We start from the raw sequence: 17058 nt of genomic DNA, 5'->3' as shown, positions 1-17058 counted from the left end.
CCTAGCGCAGCCCGGCTTCCTTCAGGAAGCGGGTGAGGTTGGCAAAGCCCATCTCGGCATAGGTAAGCGGGTGAGCCTTCTTGGGATCCTGCTCGGCCTCGATCACCACCCAGCCGCTGTAGCCCGGCAATTCCTTGAACACGGAGACGAAATCCACCATTCCGTCGCCGGGGACAGTGTAGACGCCCTCGAGCACCGAATCGAGGAAGCTCCAGTTCCGGGCCTTCGACGTCTCCATCACGGCCCTGCGAACGTCCTTGGTGTGCACATGGCTGATGCGGTTGCGGTAGCGGCGTGCCAATGCCGCTGGGTTGGCGCCGCCCCACGTGGCATGTCCCGTATCGAGCAGAAGATGGGCAGCGTCGCCGGTCGCATTCATGAAGGCGTCGATATCGGCCTCGGATTCGACGATGGTGCCCATGTGGTGATGGTAAACGAGGCGCACCCCTTCCTTTAGGGTCTGCTCCGCCACCTGCGTGACGCGGCGACCGAACTCGGCCCAGTCGCCCGCCCTCATCACCGGGCGCTGCGACAGGGGCTTTGCGCGATCGCCGTGGATGGCGTTCGAGGTCTCGGCGAAGACGAGGACATTCGAGCCCATCGCTTTGAGAAGATCGAGATGCGGGCGCAACGCCTTCATCTCCGCATCCGCATCGCGGGTGAGGAGCTCGGCGGAATACCAGCCCGAGACGCAGGCGAGTCCGAAGGGAGCAAGCGCTTTCTTCAAAGCCTCAGGCTCGCGGGGGAACTTGTTGCCGAGCTCCATGCCCTCGAAGCCGGCTTCCTTCGCTTCCGCGAGGCAGACCTCGAGCGGCGTCTCGCCGCCGAGTTCCAGCATGTCGTCATTCGACCAGCCAATGGGGTTCGCCCCGATCCGGATCGTCATGGTTGTTCTCTCTCGTTGTGCTGTTCAGTCGCCCACCCGCTGTGAGGCGAGTGCGCTCTCATAAGCCTTGCGCGCTTCGTTGACCTGCGGCCGCACCGAGACTTCGGGCACGGCCACGTCCCACCAATGTCCGCCTGCATCGGTCGAAGCTAACGGGTCGGTGTCGATGACGATGACGGTGCTGCGCTCGGCCTTGCGCGCATCCTTCAACGCCGTCTCCAATTCGCCGATGCCTCTCACCTTGACGGTATCGGCGCCGAGGCTCGCCGCGTGGGCGGCGAAGTCGATGTCCGGCAGGGTCACGTGGCGCGTATGCTGCAGCAGATTGTTGAAGCTCTCGCCACCCGTCGCCCGTTGCAACCGGTTGATGCAGCCGAAGCCCCGATTGTCGAGAAGGACGATCGTGAGCTTGAGACCCAGCATCACCGAAGTGGCGAGTTCGGAATTCATCATGAGATAGGAACCGTCGCCGACCATCACGGTGACATCGCGGCTCGGATCCGCCATCTTCACGCCGAGGCCGCCGGCGATCTCGTAGCCCATACAGGAATAGCCGTATTCCATATGGTAGCCGCCGGCCTGCGCCGCCCTCCAGTGCTTGTGCAACTCACCGGGAAGTCCGCCCGCCGCGCAGACCACCACCCCGCCGGGGGGGGCGTTGCGCTGCACGGCCCCGATCACCTGTGCATCCGAAGGCAGCTCCGCGTTGGTAGGATCCGTGAAGTGCGCGGATTCCTTGAACCAGCGCGCCTTCTCTTCCGCTGCCTTTGCCGTCCATGATTCGGGGGCCTTCCAGGCGCCGAGGGTCTCGCTCAGCTCCTCGAGCCCGGCCTTGGCATCGGCGACGAGGGACTTCGCGTTGTGCTTCGTTGCGTCGAAGGGAAGAACGTTCAGCGCCACGATGCGGCGGTTCGGATTTTTGAAGAGGGCCCAGGAGCCGGTGGTGAAATCCTGCAGGCGGGTGCCGACCGCAATCACCACATCCGCCTCTTCCGCAAGCGTATTGGCTGCGCCCGTACCCGTGACGCCGATGGCGCCGAGATTGGCAGCGTGGTCGTGCGGCAGGCTCGATTTGCCGGCCTGGGTTTCCCCAAGTGGAAGGCCCCGCTTCGCAGCGAAATCCGCGAGGGTCTGTTCGGCGCCGGAATAGAGCACGCCGCCTCCGGCCACAATGAACGGCTTCTTCGCCTCACGGATGATGGCGGCGGCTTCTGCCAGCTCCGTCCGGTCCGCCCGGATGCGACGCGGGTTCCAGATCTTTTCCGCGAAGAAGGTTTCCGGATAATCGTAGGCTTCCGCCTGTGCATCCTGACACAGGGCAAGGGTCACGGGGCCGCATTCTGCCGGATCGGTCAGCACGGTCATCGCCCGTTGCAGGGCGGGAATGATCTGCTCCGGCCGCGCGATGCGGTCGAAATAGCGCGACACGGGTTTGAAACAATCGTTCGCGGAAACCGTCCCATCCGAAAAACTCTCGATCTGCTGCAGCACCGGATCGGGCCTGCGATTGGCGAAGACGTCGCCGGGCAGGAGCAGCACGGGCAGGCGGTTCACGTGGGCGACGGCCGCGGCCGTCACCATGTTGGTCGCGCCTGGTCCGATGGAGGTGGTGCAGGCCATCATGCGGCGACGGCGGGAGGCCTTGGCGAAGGCGATGGCCGCATGGGCCATGCCCTGTTCGTTGTGGGCCCGATAGGTGGGAAGCCGGTCGCGCACGGCGTGCAGGGCCTCGCCCATGCCGGCGACGTTGCCGTGCCCGAAAATGGCCCAGACGCCTGCGAAGAGAGGCAGGATCTCTCCGCCGATTTCGGTCTTCTGCATCGTCAGGAATCGAGCGATGGCCTGGGCCATTGTGAGGCGGATCGTGCTCATGCGGGCTCCTGTTCAAATCGGGCAGGCGGCAGGGGGTCGCCATCCAGAACGTCAAGTGCGGAACCGGTCAAGAGCCCCGCAGATCGTGGTGTTCGTCAGGCGGCCTTCGCTTGTCCGGCGACACGCTGCCACGCATCGACGAGGCGCTGGAATCGCCCGGCCATATCCGCGACAGCAGCCTCGTCCGTGATCTCTCCCGAGAGCCAGCTGCGGGCGGCCTCGCTGAAAATGGTGCGCCCCACCGCGAAGCCCTTCACCCAGGGCTCCTTGGCAGCGGCAGCGAATGCCGCCTCCAACTCGTCCTCCGGCGCTTCCAGGCCGAGCAGGACGATGCCGCGGCAATGAGGATCGTTGTGCGTGATGGTCTCGCCGACCGACTGCCAGGCAGCTGCCTCCGTCTGCGGCTCGAGCTTCCACCAATCCGGCTTGATGTCGAGATCATAGAGGCGCTGCAGCACAGCGGCGACCGTGTTCGTCTTCAGGGGACCATTCTTCCCGGCGATGATTTCGATCAGCAGCTCGCGACCGATCCTGCGCGCGGCGTCATGGAGACGAAGCAGCTCCCGTTCCTGCCGCGCCTTCAGCTCAGGCGGATCGTCCGGGTGATAGAAGCACAGGCATTTGATGGTATGGCCGACGGGCCATTCGAGGAGCTGCGCGCCGAGGCTGCCGCCATTCTCGAAATCGAGCGGACGCGATCCGGGGCGCTCTACCGGGCGTCCGATCCAGAACGGATGGTCCGCGGCGCGGAACAGCGCCTCGCGGCCATAGGTACCGTCGAGAAGCATGCCGAATCCGGGCCTGCCGTCGGCGACGCGCGCGGCGGCCTGCACGGCGAGCACTTTGAAATCCGAAATTCTTTCGACCGGTGCTCCCATGTCTTTCGCCATCGCTTCGAGTTGCATGCGATGATCGATGGCGAGCGCCATAAGGCTGTCGGGGCCGGGCCGGCGGGTGGTCGCCCAATGGATGTGGTTGATCTTTTCGTCCAAACGCAGGGCCCGGTGGGGACTGCCGTTCTTGAGAAAGTGCTGGAGCTCGGTGAAGGTCGGGATTTCGGGCGAGCACAGGAGGCGCGAGACCGCGAAGGCGCCGCTCGCATTGGCGTAGGCGCAGCAGGTCTCGAGCGCCTCGTTCTTCAGCCAGCCGCGCAGGAAGCCGGCGAGGAACGCATCGCCGGCGCCGAGAACGTTGTAGACCTCGACCGGGAAGCCCGGGCCTTTCACGCCTGCATCGAGGGAATCCGGAATAGCGCCGGGAAAGACGACGCAGCCCATCGGCCCGCGCTTGCAGACGATGGTCGCGGTCGAAACATTGCGAATGTTGCGGATGGCCTGGAGCGTATCCTCCGACCCGCCGGCGATGTGCAGTTCCTCTTCCGTGCCGACGATGAGGTCGCATTCCGCCAGGATCGGCTTCAGGTGTTCCGTCACCGCATCCGACCGCACATAGCGCGAATCGCCGGCGCCATGGCCGAGAAGGCCCCAGAGATTGGGTCGGTAATCCACATCGAACACGACCTTTCGACCGTGAGCCTTCGCAGCGCGGATTGCTTTCCTCTGAGCGGCAGCGGTGTTCTCGCGGGAGAAATGCGTGCCTGTCACGACGATGGCGGCCGCGGAGGCGATGAAGGCCTCGTCGATATCGTCCGCGGTCAGCGCCATGTCGGCACAGTTGTCCCGGTAAAAGATCAGCGGAAAGGAATCCTCGTCGCGCACGCCGAGGATCACGAGCGCAGTCAGGCGCTCGCTGTCCGTGACGATTCCTTGCGTCGAGACGCCCTCACGTTCCATCTGCTCGCGGATGAAGCGGCCCATGGCCTCGTCGCCGACCCGGGTGATCAGGCCCGATTTCAGGCCCAGGCGCGCCGTGCCGATAGCAATGTTAGCAGGGCAGCCGCCCACCGCCTTCGAGAAGGAGGCCATGTCCTCCAGCCGGCCGCCGACCTGCTGACCGTAGAGATCGACGGACGAGCGGCCGATGGTGACGACATCCAGAATCGGCTTCATGATCATACTCCGGAGCCGGCCCCGCGGCCGGGCGCAGGTCTCTGACGGACCCTTGCGGCAATAGAATGTTTATTCTATTAGCAGCTTGGTCTGGAACATCAATTCCAAACTTGCTTCTAAGCTGGCAAAACATCTCGGGGACAACATGATCAGGATCGCCGTTCTGGGCGCGGGCCGAATCGGCCGCATTCATGGCCGCAATGCCGCCACTCATCCGGAGGCCCGCCTTGTGGCGGTGGCGGATCCCCACGGGCCCTCCGCGCAAGAACTTGCGGGAGCGACAGGGGCGGAGGTCGCCTCCCTCGATACGGTCGTCGAGCGGGCCGATGTGGATGCCATCCTGATCTGCACGCCGACGACCACCCATGCCGATCTCATCGAGCGCGGCGCGCGGGCCGGAAAGGCCGTGTTCTGCGAGAAGCCGGTCGATCTCGCCAGCGCCCGGATCGAGACCTGCCTCGCCGCCGTCGAGAAGGCGGGAACGCCGCTGATGATCGGCTTCAACCGGCGCTTCGATCCGAATTTCGCCAGCCTGCACCGGCGCCTGGCAGACGGCGAGGTCGGTGAGGTCGAGCTGGTGACGATCCTGTCGCGCGATCCCGGCCCGCCGCCAGTCAGCTATATCGCCACTTCGGGCGGTCTGTTTCGGGACATGATGATCCACGACCTCGACATGGCGCGTTTTCTCTTGCTCGGCGACGAGCCGGTGGAGGTCCATGCGGTCGGCTCGTCCCTCGTCGATCCCGCCATCGGCCAGGCTGGGGATGTGGATACCGCGGCGGTGATGCTGAAGACCGCTAAGGGCCGAATCGTGCAGATCTCCAATTCCCGCCGCGCGACCTATGGCTACGATCAGCGAATCGAGGTGCATGGCTCGAAAGGCATGATCCGTGCCGGGAACATCCATCGCACGACGGTGGAGGTGGCGAACGCCGCCGGAATTACCGCCGATCCCGTGCAGGATTTCTTCCTGGAGCGCTACGCGGACGCCTACCGGGCGGAACTTGATGCTTTCCTGTCTGCCGTGAAGAAGGGCACCGTGTGCGACCCGACGGGCTATGACGGCCTCAAGGCGCAGCGCCTGGCCGATGCGGCAACGGAATCCGCAAAGAGCGGGAAGCCGGTGAAGCTCTAGCAAGCGTCCGGGACAGCTTGCAAATCCGACGATCTCGGCCGGGCTCGCCCGGCCGTTTTCGTTCCGGGGCTCATGCTCCTGCCCGTTTCTCCGCTACCCCGACCACGAGCGCCATCGCCAGGGCGAATGAAGCGGAGAGCGAGCGGAAGGCCCCGAAATCCGCCTCCGCGATCTCGAGCCAGACGGCGGCGCTGCTCACCAGCGGCGAGAATGCCGAATCGGTGATGGCGACGACCGGAATCTCCCGTCGCGACGCAGTCGCGGCCAGGTCGATGGTCACGGGGGAATACGGAGTATAGCTGATCGCGAGGACCGCGTCCCGGTCGCTGGCGGTGGCGAGCTGTTCGGGACCCAACTGCGCGACGTGGTCGATCAGGATGGAGCGGACCCCCAGCTTCCCGAACGCATAGGCGCAATAGGCCGAAACCGGGAAGACGCGGCGCGCGCCGAGCAGATAGATCGTGTCCGCCTTGGCCAGGGCCGCAATCGCGCGGGAGAATTCCTCCATGCCGATCGAGCTGCGCATACGGTCCAGAGAAACGGCGGCTGCCTCCGTAAAACCGTCGAGGAGCGATGTGGCGTGGAGATGGGATCCCTCCGAGGCGCGCAGGCCCTGGAGACGCTCCCGGTAGTCGGGAAAACGCTCTCGCAACCGATCGCGGAAGATCTGCTGCAGGTGGGAGAAGCCGTCGTAGCCGAGACCCTTCGCGAAGCGGATCAGCGTCGAGGGTTGCACACCTGCATGGTCGGCGATGCCGGCCACGGTGCCGAATGCCATTTCCTCGGGATGCTCGAGCGCGAAGGCGGCGAGCTGCTTCAGACGCTTCGGGAACGTCTCGCGCCGCCTCAGCAAGAGGAGCTTCAGGCTTTCATAGTCGTCCGGCACGGGATCCGGCTTCGCCTGCGACGGGGCCTCCATGCTTCTTTCGATCCTCCTGCGCCCTATCTCCGACGGCGAGAGGAGACCTTGACACCGATCCGTCAAAAATGGAATAAAAATTCCACAATTAAGAACAAAAGGTTTGATCGTTCCGTTTTCGAGGGCGATCCGACTGGCAGAGGAAACGCCGCGCTTGCAGATGATTCGCTCAGACGAGTCGTTTGCTCACCTTCTGCGGAACTCAATCGCGCGGCATTCGAGCCGTATCGACGTCGCCAAGCCGGAAGCACCGGCCGCGATGAACAACGAGACCCTTCGGGAGGAAAGCCTATGAAATCGTTCATCACTGGTCTTGCTGCCGCCGCAGCCCTGACCCTCGCCGCCGCGGTTCCGGCCGTGGCTCAGCAGAATGCCCGCATCATCGTCGTCAGCCATGGTCAGGCCAACGATCCGTTCTGGTCGGTGGTGAAGAACGGCGTCACCGCCGCCGGTCAGGACATGAAGGTGCAGGTGGATTACCGGGCGCCCGAGACGTTCGACATGGTCGCCATGTCCCAGCTGATTGACGCCGCAGTCAACCAGAAGCCGTCCGGCCTCATTGTGTCGATTCCGGATTCCTCGGCCCTCGGTCCGTCGATCCAGAAGGCCGTGGCCGCCGGGATCCCGGTGATCTCCATGAATTCCGGATCAGACGTGTCGAAGAAGCTTGGGGCGCTGCTCCATGTGGGCCAGGACGAACTCGATGCCGGCAAGGCCGCGGGCGCCAAACTCAAGGAGATGGGGGGCAAGGTCGGCCTGTGCGTGAACCACGAGGTCGGCAACGTGTCGCTCGACCTGCGCTGCAAAGGCTTCAGCGAAGGCTTCGGCGGCAAGGTCACCGTTCTGCCGGTCTCCAACGATCCGTCCGACATTCGGGCCAAGGTGAAGGCGGCGCTGTCTTCGGACGCGTCCATCGACACCATCATGGCGCTGGGAGCGCCCCTGTCCGGAGAGCCGACTGTTGCGGCAGTGAAGGAGGCCGGCAAGACCGGCTCGGTCAAGGTCGCCTCGTTCGACCTGTCCGCCAACTTCCTGAAGGCCGTGTCCGCGGGCGAAGCCGCCTTCGCCATCGACCAGCAGCAATACCTTCAGGGGTACCTGCCGGTTGTCTTCCTGGCGCTCAACGCGAAGTACGGCCTGATCCCGGGTGGTGACGTGCCGTCGGGCCCGAACCTGATCACAAAGGACAAGGCCGCCCAGGTGGTCGATCTCTCGGCCAAGGGCATCCGCTAGGCGATTGCGCGAGGCCCGCGGTCGCAGCCGCGGGCCTTCGTCCATCGAGGCTGTCTCCAGAGGGAGGTCCCCATGACGGACATCAGTCACTCGACCGCGCCTGTCGCACCGGTCCCTCCCGGTCCCGCGGCGGACGAGCGTCTGAAGGAAGTGTCGCTCCTGACCAAGATCATGCGCCGTCCCGAGCTCGGGGCGCTCGCAGGTCTTGTTCTGGTCACGATCTTCTTTCTCTCGACCGCGGATTCCTCGATGTTCACGCTTGCGGGCGTCATGAACATTCTGGCCCCCGCCGCGCAGCTCGGCATCCTCGCCATCGCGGCGGCAATGCTGATGATCGGCGGTGAATTCGATCTTTCCATCGGATCGATGGTGGCCTTCGCCGGCCTGATCTTTGGAACTTTCCTGACCCTGACCGGCTGGCCGCTTCTTCTCGCCATCGCGGCGACCTTCGTCCTGGCCGCCCTTCTCGGCGGACTCAACGGCCAGATCGTCATTCGCACCAGGCTGCCATCCTTCATTGTGACCCTGGCCTTCCTTTTCATCCTGCGTGGCCTCTCCCTCGTCGGCCTGAAATGGGCGACCGGTGGGTCGACACAGATGCGCGGCATCGGCGACAGGGCGGGCGAGGGCATCGTCCGCGAGATCTTCTCGGGCAATGCGCTGGAAGGCGTCTTCGCCTGGCTCGCCGCTCATGACATCATCGGCAAATTCCCGAACGGCACTCCGACCGTTACCGGGGTTCCCGTCTCCATCGTGTGGTTCATCCTCTTCGCCCTCGTCGCCACCTGGATCCTCCTGCGCACGCGTGCCGGAAACTGGATCTTCGCCGCGGGCGGCGATGCGAACGCGGCGCGCAATTCCGGCGTTCCTGTCGACCGGGTGAAGACCGGCCTCTTCATGCTCACGGCATGCGCCGCAGCCCTGGTGGCAATCCTGACGGTGCTGGACGCAGGCTCCACAGATTCCCGCCGCGGATTCCAGAAGGAGTTCGAAGCGATCATTGCCGCCGTGATCGGTGGCTGCCTGCTCACCGGCGGCTACGGCTCGGCCATCGGCGCCTTCTTCGGCGCCATCATCTTCGGCATGGTTTCGATCGGGCTGACCTATACGCGCTTCGACTCGGACTGGTTCCAGGTGTTCCTCGGAGCAATGCTTCTGCTCGCGGTGCTGTTCAACAACTTCATCCGTCGCAAGGTCACGGGAGAGCGCTGACATGGATAGCACGGCTCCGCTCATCGACATCCGCAATCTCGTTAAGCATTTCGGCTCGGTGATCGCTCTCTCGGGCGTGTCGCTCACGGTCAGCCGCGGCGAGGTCATGTGCCTTCTCGGCGACAATGGCGCCGGCAAGTCCACGCTCATCAAGACGCTCGCCGGCGTACATCGGCCGACGAGCGGCGAATTTCTCGTCGATGGCGAACACGTCACCTTCACGAGCCCGCGCGATGCGCTCGATGCCGGCATCGCGACGGTCTATCAGGATCTTGCCATGATCCCGCTGATGTCCGTGACGCGAAATTTCTTCATGGGACGCGAGCCGACCAAAGGCGTTTGGCCGATGCGCTATATCGACTTCGATCACTGCAACGAGGTGACGCGGGAGGAGATGCATCGGATCGGCATCGATGTCCGCGATCCCAACCAAGCCGTAGGCACCCTGTCCGGCGGCGAGCGCCAATGCGTCGCCATCGCCCGCGCGGTCTATTTTGGCGCGAAGGTTCTCATCCTCGACGAGCCGACTTCGGCGCTTGGCGTGGCGCAGACCTCGATGGTGCTCAAATACATCCACCAGGTGCGCCAGAAGGGCCTCGGCGTCATCTTCATCACCCACAATGTGCGCCACGCCTATGCGGTGGGCGACCGCTTCACGGTCCTCAACCGAGGCCGGACTCTCGGCACCTATACCAAATCCGCGATCCAGATCGACGAGTTGCAGAATCTCATGGCCGGGGGCAAGGAACTGCAATCGCTCTCGGCCGAACTTGGCGGCATGGTGTGACATGAAGGCGCTCGGCATCGGACTGATCGGCACGGGTTTCATGGGCAAGTGCCATGCGCTCGCCTGGAACGCCGTCGCACCGGTGTTTGGCGATGTGCCCCGTCCGCGTCTCGCGATGCTCGCGGAAGCCTCTCTTGAGCGCGCGGAAGGGAAGGCGCGGGAGCTTGGTTTCGAGACAGCCACGGATGACTGGCGCTCCCTGGTCGAAGATCCCGCCGTCGACGTGGTGTCGATCACGGCGCCGAATGCACTACACCCGGAAATGGCCGTTGCGGCACTGAGCGCCGGCAAGCATGTCTGGTGCGAGAAGCCCATGGCGACGACGCTCGCCGATGCGGAACGGATGCAGGACGCCGCCCGTGCCTCGGGCACGGTGGCGGCACTCGGCTACAACTACGTCCAGAACCCGGCAATCCGCCTGATCCAGCGCATGCTGAATGACGGCCGGATCGGCGACGTCAACCATGTCCGCGTTGAAATGGACGAGGACTTCATGGCCGATCCGGACGAGCTCTTCTCCTGGAAGAGCGAAGCCACATCCGGTCATGGCGCACTGGATGATTTCGGTGTGCATGCGCTCAGCCTGATCCAGGTTCTCGTCGGCCATGTCCAGCGTGTCTGCGGTCACATGGCGAAGCCCTATGCCGATCGCCCCATGAGAGAAGGTGGGCGGCGCGGGGTCGAGACCTATGATATCGCCACGACGCTGATCGAACTGGAGAACGGTGCATCCGGGCTCATCGCCCTCAATCGGTCCGCCTGGGGGCGCAAGGGGCGCATCTTCGTGCAGATCTTCGGGTCGAAGGGTACCATCGTCTTCGACCAGGAGCGAATGAACGAAGTCCAGCTCTACACGGCGGAAGGGCCGAAGGACGTTCAGGGCTTTCGCACCATCCTGACCTCGCCGCACCATCCGCCCTACGACAGGTTCATTCCTGCCCCTGGGCATACGCTGGGCTTCAACGAACTGAAGATCATCGAGTGCCGCGAGCTGATCCGCCGCATCGCCGGCGAGACGGCGCACATCATTGATTTCGATGACGGCATCCGTATCGAGCGCGCCGTCGACGCCATTGCACGCAGCGCCCATCAGAACCGATGGGCGGAGGTCGGGAGAGCAGCGCTGAGCCATGGCTCCGAACGGGCGCGGTCGTGCGAGAGCGGATCCCCGACCGCCGATGGCGAGCGCGCCGGCTCCTCGAGCCATCTGCCGTAAGTCAAGATTGGCCCCAAGGTACGCAAACCGGGACAACGCGGCCAGGACGGCACTCGATCCATAGTGAGCTGCGCCGATCGACATGCTCGAGCAGCAGCAACAGATGAGGATTGGATCAGCCAAGGATGGGCGCGTGATCGACAGATCGATCAGCGTGCACATGTGACCCTGGATCGGCGCCCGATATGAGCCTCCTGATATTACTTGTACGGTCGAGCGCGGGACGCGGTGGGCTGGCCGGGATTGCACGGCCGGGTCGTGCGCGCTTCGACAGGTCTGACGGAAAGGGCAGTACAACCGAATGGAGTCGCGGATCACTTCCGGCGAAAGCGGTAGCCGGAGTGGCGGGGATGATGGTTCCCCATCCCCACCGTCTCGACTGGATCATCCCCATCATCCGGCAGTGCCACCAGGACTGTCGCCGATTTTCTGCGCAATAATTCCGAGGCGACACGCGCCGCTTGCTACCAGTTCGTAGCCAGGTGCTGCGGGTTTGACATACTCGCTGTCGGCGAGATCCCGCTGAATGGTTCCAAGTGCAGTGACGAGCGCGACGCCATCCGGACCGAGCTCGCTAAGGCTGCTAGGCGGAAGGTCTGAGCTGGCGTTTGATATATTGGCCGGCCCCGACAGAAGCATCTACGAGTGAACCGTCCCGTACAGCAAAGCTGCCACGCACGAGAGTGTGGACGATTGCTCCCTTAAACGTCCAGCCCTCATAGATTGAGTACCCGGCTGATGAAACGACATCTGCGTCGGAAACAACCCACTCCTTCTCCAGGTCTACAAGGGCAAGGTCGGCATCCATGCCCTCGGCAATGGAGCCTTTGCGATGCGAAAGTCCCATGATGCGAGCAGGATTCTCCGCCGTCAGCTCGGCAATGCGCTCGAGTGACAATCCGCGCTTGTGATACCCCTCGCTCAGGAGCACAGGGAGCATGGTCTCCATGCCAGGGCATCCAGGCGAGGCTGACCAGATGCCGCCCTTCTTTGCACTCTTCGGACGATGGACGTGGTCGGTTCCAACCGTGTCGATCTCACCATTCGCCAGAGCCTGCCAAAGCCTCTCGCAGTTCTCTCGACGCCGGACCGGAGGATTGATCTTGCCAACGTCACCACCCTCCCAATCAATATCGTGGGTCAGGTAGTGAGGGCAGGTTTCCATCGTAAGGGATGCGCCGGCCGAACGCTGCAGAAGTCCGGCCTCCAATGCCTTTGTCGACGAGATATGCACGGCGTGGACCGGCGCTCCGACCTGCTTGGCAAGATACGCGATGCGCTGCACGGCCTCAGCCTCAACGAAATCGGGACGGCTGTCATCCCACGCCTTCAGCCCGCCCTTTCCTTCGGGATCCTGCGCCTTGATCCGATCGCGTAACACCCAGGCAACCTCGATGTTCTCCGGGTGCGGCGCTACGAGGCCCCCATGCGCTGCGGCACTCTCGGCGAGGCGGAAAAGGAATCCGTCGTCGATGTCAGGCAGTCCAAGGCGGCTCCCTTCGCCGCCCCGGTTGTTCATGAACAGCTTGAAGCTGACAACCCCATGCTCCGCGATATAGCGAGGAACGGCGCTGAGCTGCTCTTCCGTTGAGATGATGAAGTGATAGCCGAAATCGATACGGGCACCCGCGCTCGTGACATCGAGAACCTCGGAGGCAATATTGCTGTAGTCGCCCGTATCCAGCAAATATGGGATGAAGCAGGTGATGCCCCCCTTGGCCGCCGCCGCCGTCTCCCCGTCGGAGTCGGCGGGGACCATCGGCCGTGCAATGGAATTGCCGTGGCCTAGGTGGAGATGGGCATCGATGGCACCTGGGAGCGCGACGAGCCCGGAGGCATCTATGGCTTCAGTAGCGTGTGCATCTGTCTCGACCGGAAGAATTTTCGCGATTTTGCCATCCGAAATGGCGATCGAGCACGATGTGACACCGGTGTCCGGCAGAACGGCTCTGACGTTGCGAATGATCGTATCGTACATGGTGCTCAGTCCACAATTTGAGTCAGAGCGGAGAGGGTTTCGCTCGTGGTCATGACGTTGGCGTATTTGGAAGCCATATCGAAGAGATTGACCGCATGAGCCGTTTGCGAGCGGTCATAGACAGCGTCATGTGGCACAATGGCACGGAAATTATAGGCAAAAGCGTCGACCACCGATCCGCGCACGCAGCCGGACGTCGTGCAGCCGGTTACAACGACGCTGTCGACGCCCTTGTCGATCAGATAGCTTGCGAGCGGGGTGCCGAAAAAGGCTGACGGATGCTTCTTGGGCAGAAGGACATCCTTCGGCAGTGGCGCGATTTCAGAGGGAAACTCGTAGCCCTTGGAGGCAATCGTCATGAGAGCGGGCACTTTTTCGGCCAAGCGCCCTACATCGAACGCTTCCTTGGGAGCGACGTAGGGGTACATCACCGGCCAGTCACGTTCGCGGAAATAGTCGAGGAGGCTGCGGATATTGGCCATAGCGGCCCATCCCACATCTCCGCACGAGGTAGAGAATTCCTTGATGGATTCCCAGAACGGCAATGGGCTCGTGCCGATCGTCCGGTACTGGACATCGATGATCAGCAGCGCTGGCCTTTTTCCCAGGGATGATTTGCGGCCGAAGCCGGCGGCGTCATAACGGCGCTCATCTTCATCGGGAACGATCCCGCTCCAAGGCATGCTCATCTTCGGCTCCAATCGCTATCAGGTGAATTTCTGTTCGAGGCTGTCCCAATAGGGCTTGGCCACAACGGATTGCCTTTCCTCGAAGCCAGCGAGCTTGTCCGCCACCTGTTCCAGCGAGCCATCCTGGCTCAGCGCTTCAAGGACTTGGCGCGATGCTCGCAGGGAGGCCTGCAGAGTCGCATTGGCATAGAGGGTGAAGGCGAAGCCCATTTCCGCGAACCACGCGCGTCCCGGATCCGGCGTCTTGCCTCCGAAGACAATGTTGGCCACCAGGGGAACGGAGAAGCTCCTGGCGATGTGCTCGAGTTCCACGATGCTCTGGGGCGCCTCGACGAAAATGATGTCGGCGCCAGCCTCTACATAGCTGTGGGCTCGTTCCAAGGCCGCTTCCAATCCTTTGATGGCACGGGCATCGGTGCGGGCAATGATCTGAAGGTTCTGATCCTTTCGCGCGTCGACGGCAGCCTTGATCTTCTGAACCATCTCCGCGCCTGGAATGACATCCTTCCCGGCGAAATGGCCGCACTTCTTCGGGAAGACCTGGTCCTCAATCTGGAGAGCGGACGCCCCGGCTTTCTCAAGGAGCTTCACCGTCCGGTGCATGTTCAGCGGATTGCCGAAGCCGGTATCCGCATCCACGATGAGGGGAAGGTCAACCACATCCGATATGGCGCTGACTGTCTGGGCGACTTCGCTCAATGTCGTGAGGCCGATATCAGGCATGCCCAGCGCCATGTTGGCGATGCCTGCGCCCGTCACATAGACCACCGGGAAGCCCGCATCCTCTATCAGCCTTGCAAACATCGCATTGGCTGCGCCAGGCACGATGATGGCCTCGCGCCTCATCGCGAGTTCCTTAAGGCGCTCATTCTTCGTCATGCTCACATCAACCAAATGAATTCTGATGGATGCAAATTGAGCTGCACACTCGCGATTGTCAACAGTTTAGGCAAACTGTCGACAGAAGGATGTATTTCCCCTGTCCCATAGCTCCTGCCGCCGGCGTCGAGAAATTTTCTAGAAGCACTCTGCTCGGAATCTGCTATAGAATAGCCTCTGTAGATATAACTGAGCATTGAAATCATGTCTGAGCCAAAGCGGCGGGGATCGCTTGTCGACGAAATTATGGAGCAGCTTCTGGGGGTCATTACTTCCGGAGAGTTTGAGCCTGGCCAGCGTATCTCCGAGTCCAGCCTTTCCCGTCAGTTGGGGGTTAGCCGAGGACCGCTACGAGAGGCTCTGGGAAGGCTTGAGGGACGGCTGGTCGAGCGTCGACTCAACCAGGGCGTTCGCATGCGTGGCATGACGCGAGAGGAGATCGAAGGACTCTTCTATGCGCGCGAGGCCCTTGAGGGAATGGCCGCTCGCCTGGCGGCTCAATCCATAACAAATCAGGAAATCTCCTCTATTTATGAGATGCTTGACGCTCACACCATGAACATCAACGGTGAGGCGCAGGCGCGGTATCTGCAGGGTACCGGGGATGAGGACTTTCATTTTGCGATCATGCGTGCCGCATCATGTGCGCCCATCCAGCAGATTCTCATGAACGAGATCTATTTCCAGTTGCGTATCCAGCGCAGGAAGTCCGGTACGCAGCCTGGACGTGCGATGGCTGCGCTTGCTGAGCATCGACAGATCGTCGATGCACTCTCTGCGCGGAATCCAGATCTGGCCGAAGCGGCGATGCGTCTCCACCTTCGAAATGCCCGGATCAGTACGATGGCAGCGCTGCGCGATAAGCCAAATTGCCTACAATCGCAACGAATGGCTACGTAATAATGGTCATTCGGCGGTCATATTGAGCGGATCTCGCGCAGCTGGCGCCCATCGGCGGCCAATTCTAGCCAGACTCGACATAAACTGTTGACAGTTTGAACCGGGCGACTTTACCCTTGGAAGGCAGTGCAGCCTGCCGAAGCATATAATTCCAGGGGAATCAGATGAAGCTTCATTCCAAAAGTGCCTTTCTGTTGGGCCTGCTGGCAGCGACGAGCGTCGCGCTGCCGGCCTCAGCCGAAACCGGTGTCACCTCCGATACGATCAAGATCGGAACCTTCGGACCGATCACGGGTGCAAACTTCGCATTCGGGAAGTTGACGATGAACGGCCTCGAAGTGCTGTTCGACGAGGTGAATGCAAAGGGCGGTATCCATGGCCGGAAGCTTCAACTCGTTCGCGTCGACGATCAATGTGATCCTTCCGGCGCCATCACGGCGGTCCGTAAGCTGATTCACACCGATCAGGTTTTCGCGATCGTGGGGGGCTCCTGCTCCAACGGCGTCGTCGCCGCCAAGGAAGATATCCTGAGCTCCGGCATTCCGTTCGTGAATTTCGCCGCCGCTTCAAATGCCATCTCGGCTCCGAAGCAGCCGACCGTTTTCACATCCATGCTCACGTCGAACCTCGAGAGCGCACTTCAGGCCAAGTATCTTAGCGACAAGGGTATCAAGAAGGTCGCGATCGTCGCCCAGCATGATGCCTGGGGCCGTGACCGTCATACGACGCTCCTTGAGGCCCTGAAGGGCGCCGGAATTGAAGTCGCCGTGGATGAGGAGTTGTCCATGGAGGCCAATGACGCAACCGCTCAGGTGCTTCGCGTCCAGGCCTCGGGCGCCAACACGGTTCTCCTGATCAACTATCCCAAGCCGGCATCCATCTTCCTCCGTGACGCCGCCCGTCTCGGTTTCAAGGCCGAGTTCCTGGGGACGAGCGTGATCCCCGATCCCGTGGCGTTCTATGATCAGGTTGCCGTTCCAGGTGCCACGGATACGTTCCTGACCATTTCGCCCACGAAGTACCCAGTCGAGGCGAAGGAAGCTGCTCCGTGGAGAGAGAAGCTGACGGCGAAATTCCCCTCCGATAAACCGCACTCCTATAACCTGTATGGCATCACCGCCGGCGAACTCGTGGCGAAAGCGCTTGAAGCCGCAGGGCCGGACCTCACGCGGGCTTCCTTCGTGTCGGCAATGGATGCGGTTCGGGACGTGCAAACGACATTTGCGCCGGCCCCGCTCAACTGTGAAACCCATCAGTGCCTGCAATCCGCGGCATGGGTCAAACGCTCTCCAAATGGCACTGCTGAAGTCGTCGGCATTTCGTCGCTGAAGTAGCGTCAACGA

The 17058-nt window shown here is 62.5% G+C and carries 13 protein-coding genes and 1 pseudogene; 7 read left to right on the top strand and 7 right to left on the bottom strand.

Translation table 11 applies throughout. The annotated features are described in order from the left end of the window. Nucleotide 1: 1 nt before the first annotated feature. The 3 genes from iolE to AC522E_RS18720 form a co-directional block, all read right to left on the bottom strand. The gene (iolE, locus tag AC522E_RS18730; protein WP_500747740.1) at nucleotides 2–886 is read right to left on the bottom strand and encodes a myo-inosose-2 dehydratase; all 885 of its coding nucleotides are present in this window, start codon (nucleotides 884–886) and stop codon (nucleotides 2–4) included. A gap of 24 nt (nucleotides 887–910) precedes the next feature. After that, a complete protein-coding gene (iolD, locus tag AC522E_RS18725) occupies nucleotides 911–2758 on the bottom strand; it encodes a 3D-(3,5/4)-trihydroxycyclohexane-1,2-dione acylhydrolase (decyclizing) (protein ID WP_500747739.1) in 1848 nt (615 codons plus the stop codon). A gap of 95 nt (nucleotides 2759–2853) precedes the next feature. After that, nucleotides 2854–4767: a bifunctional 5-dehydro-2-deoxygluconokinase/5-dehydro-2-deoxyphosphogluconate aldolase gene (locus tag AC522E_RS18720; RefSeq protein ID WP_500747738.1), complete on the bottom strand. Its 1914-nt coding sequence runs from the start codon at nucleotides 4765–4767 to the stop codon at nucleotides 2854–2856. 145 nt (nucleotides 4768–4912) lie between these two features. Between AC522E_RS18720 and iolG the strand changes: the two genes are divergently transcribed. Continuing rightward, entirely contained in the window at nucleotides 4913–5902 is a 990-nt protein-coding gene (iolG, locus tag AC522E_RS18715) for an inositol 2-dehydrogenase (protein WP_500747737.1), read from the top strand. 70 nt (nucleotides 5903–5972) lie between these two features. Here iolG and AC522E_RS18710 read toward each other — a convergent pair whose 3' ends face one another. Beyond that, entirely contained in the window at nucleotides 5973–6821 is an 849-nt protein-coding gene (locus AC522E_RS18710) for a MurR/RpiR family transcriptional regulator (RefSeq protein ID WP_500747736.1), read from the bottom strand. A gap of 291 nt (nucleotides 6822–7112) precedes the next feature. On the opposite strand from AC522E_RS18710, the gene AC522E_RS18705 reads away from it, so the two are divergent. From AC522E_RS18705 to AC522E_RS18690, 4 genes and pseudogenes are all read left to right on the top strand, one after another. Further along, on the top strand, nucleotides 7113–8054 hold the full coding sequence (locus AC522E_RS18705) for a sugar ABC transporter substrate-binding protein (protein ID WP_500747735.1): 942 nt from the start codon (nucleotides 7113–7115) through the stop codon (nucleotides 8052–8054). 72 nt (nucleotides 8055–8126) lie between these two features. Continuing rightward, nucleotides 8127–9266 carry an ABC transporter permease gene (locus tag AC522E_RS18700; protein ID WP_500747734.1) on the top strand — a complete coding sequence of 380 codons (1140 nt, stop codon included), beginning with the start codon at nucleotides 8127–8129 and terminating at the stop codon, nucleotides 9264–9266. Between the two features lies 1 nt (nucleotide 9267). Continuing rightward, entirely contained in the window at nucleotides 9268–10053 is a 786-nt protein-coding gene (locus AC522E_RS18695) for an ATP-binding cassette domain-containing protein (RefSeq protein WP_500747733.1), read from the top strand. A 1-nt stretch (nucleotide 10054) separates the two neighbouring features. Beyond that, nucleotides 10055–11167: pseudogene (locus tag AC522E_RS18690) on the top strand (Gfo/Idh/MocA family protein); the annotation flags it as partial. 685 nt (nucleotides 11168–11852) lie between these two features. On the opposite strand, the gene AC522E_RS18685 reads toward AC522E_RS18690, so the two are convergent. The 3 genes from AC522E_RS18685 to AC522E_RS18675 are packed head-to-tail and all read right to left on the bottom strand — an operon-like array spanning nucleotide 11853 to nucleotide 14815. Beyond that, complete coding sequence (locus AC522E_RS18685; protein WP_500747732.1) at nucleotides 11853–13247, bottom strand: dihydroorotase; 1395 nt, start codon at nucleotides 13245–13247, stop codon at nucleotides 11853–11855. A gap of 5 nt (nucleotides 13248–13252) precedes the next feature. Then, nucleotides 13253–13936, bottom strand: a complete 684-nt coding sequence (locus AC522E_RS18680) for an isochorismatase family protein (RefSeq protein WP_500747731.1) — start codon at nucleotides 13934–13936, stop codon at nucleotides 13253–13255. A gap of 18 nt (nucleotides 13937–13954) precedes the next feature. After that, nucleotides 13955–14815, bottom strand: a complete 861-nt coding sequence (locus tag AC522E_RS18675) for an isocitrate lyase/PEP mutase family protein (RefSeq protein WP_500747730.1) — start codon at nucleotides 14813–14815, stop codon at nucleotides 13955–13957. 204 nt (nucleotides 14816–15019) lie between these two features. Between AC522E_RS18675 and AC522E_RS18670 the strand changes: the two genes are divergently transcribed. Continuing rightward, on the top strand, nucleotides 15020–15715 hold the full coding sequence (locus AC522E_RS18670; protein ID WP_500747729.1) for a GntR family transcriptional regulator: 696 nt from the start codon (nucleotides 15020–15022) through the stop codon (nucleotides 15713–15715). A 164-nt stretch (nucleotides 15716–15879) separates the two neighbouring features. Further along, a complete protein-coding gene (locus tag AC522E_RS18665) occupies nucleotides 15880–17049 on the top strand; it encodes an ABC transporter substrate-binding protein (RefSeq protein WP_500747728.1) in 1170 nt (389 codons plus the stop codon). Nucleotides 17050–17058: the final 9 nt, after the last annotated feature.

The organism is Microvirga sp. BF8 (genome assembly GCF_059888585.1).
The sequence above is the reverse complement of the archived record's forward strand: the minus strand, read 5'-3'. Positions and strand labels throughout refer to the sequence as shown.